Source organism: Clostridium celatum, assembly GCF_021412605.1.
Lineage (GTDB): Bacteria > Bacillota > Clostridia > Clostridiales > Clostridiaceae > Clostridium > Clostridium celatum.
The window spans coordinates 1-440 of record NZ_JAJKGM010000117.1; the positions used below are offsets into that span (position 1 = coordinate 1).

At 26.1% G+C, this 440-nt stretch carries 2 protein-coding genes; both read right to left on the bottom strand.

All coding sequences use genetic code 11. The annotated features are described in order from the left end of the window. Window positions 1–245: hypothetical protein (locus tag LPC13_RS16785; RefSeq protein ID WP_234089035.1), on the bottom strand; the 245-nt coding region annotated here is incomplete at its 3' end. Continuing rightward, the coding region (locus LPC13_RS16790; RefSeq protein WP_234089036.1) for a hypothetical protein at window positions 246–440 on the bottom strand (195 nt) is incomplete at its 5' end.

Sequence of the window (440 nt, forward strand, 5' to 3'; positions counted from 1 at the left end):
ACTCCCTGCTCATCTACTATAATTTTAAATTTTCCATCTTCATAAATAATATCTTTAGTCTGCCTAATTCTATTATTATCAGATTTTTTTATTAATAATTCTGCTTCTATACTATCAAAAATTATAGGCTTACCATTCATCCTTAATTCTAATTCTAATTCTAAAGTATCACCAGCGTTAACTTGCCCTATACTCTTATAATTATTTTTTTGTGTATCTATAACAGCTTGTAATAATTGTGCCACTTACACCACCTCTTCAAATATTCCTTCAAAGTTTTGACCATGTTTATTCTTAACTATAAACTGTTTTCCTTGTTCCTGTAATTCAAAGAATCTGTTATATATTTCATCAGAAATTAATACATCATCAGAACTTATAACATGAATTTTTTCATGTTTGAACGTAAAATCTTTATCATTTCCACTTAAATACATAAA